This is a genomic window from Bradyrhizobium sp. MI1.10, assembly GCF_055811035.1.
On sequence record NZ_JBVVPN010000180.1, the window covers coordinates 1 to 280 of the forward strand.

The window sequence follows — 280 nt, forward strand, 5'->3', positions numbered from 1 at the left end:
TTCGTGTAGTCACCCCTGGAAGAGTTCCTGGACGGTGGATGCGCGGTCGCTTGCGACGCAGTCGATCACCGCATCATCGAACATCGGGCTTATCGAGCGCATCCTTTGGTCTCCTGCCTGCCATATACGCGGCTACCGTGACGTTGATGTGGCGGGCGCAAGCGGATGGGAGCGTCAGTGACACGATTGCTTGCAGGAAAGCCCCACTCAGATCGCGTCGGGATGATCGAGCAGCCGGAGCAGGATTTGCGACACGAGGGGAGGGGATACCCCTTCATCC

At 60.4% G+C, this 280-nt stretch carries 1 protein-coding gene; it reads left to right on the forward strand.

Translation table 11 applies throughout. The features are described from left to right. Positions 1 to 181 (forward strand): hypothetical protein (locus AC0L3K_RS40820; protein ID WP_473368236.1); only part of this gene is annotated, 181 nt, incomplete at its 5' end. Positions 182 to 280: the final 99 nt, after the last annotated feature.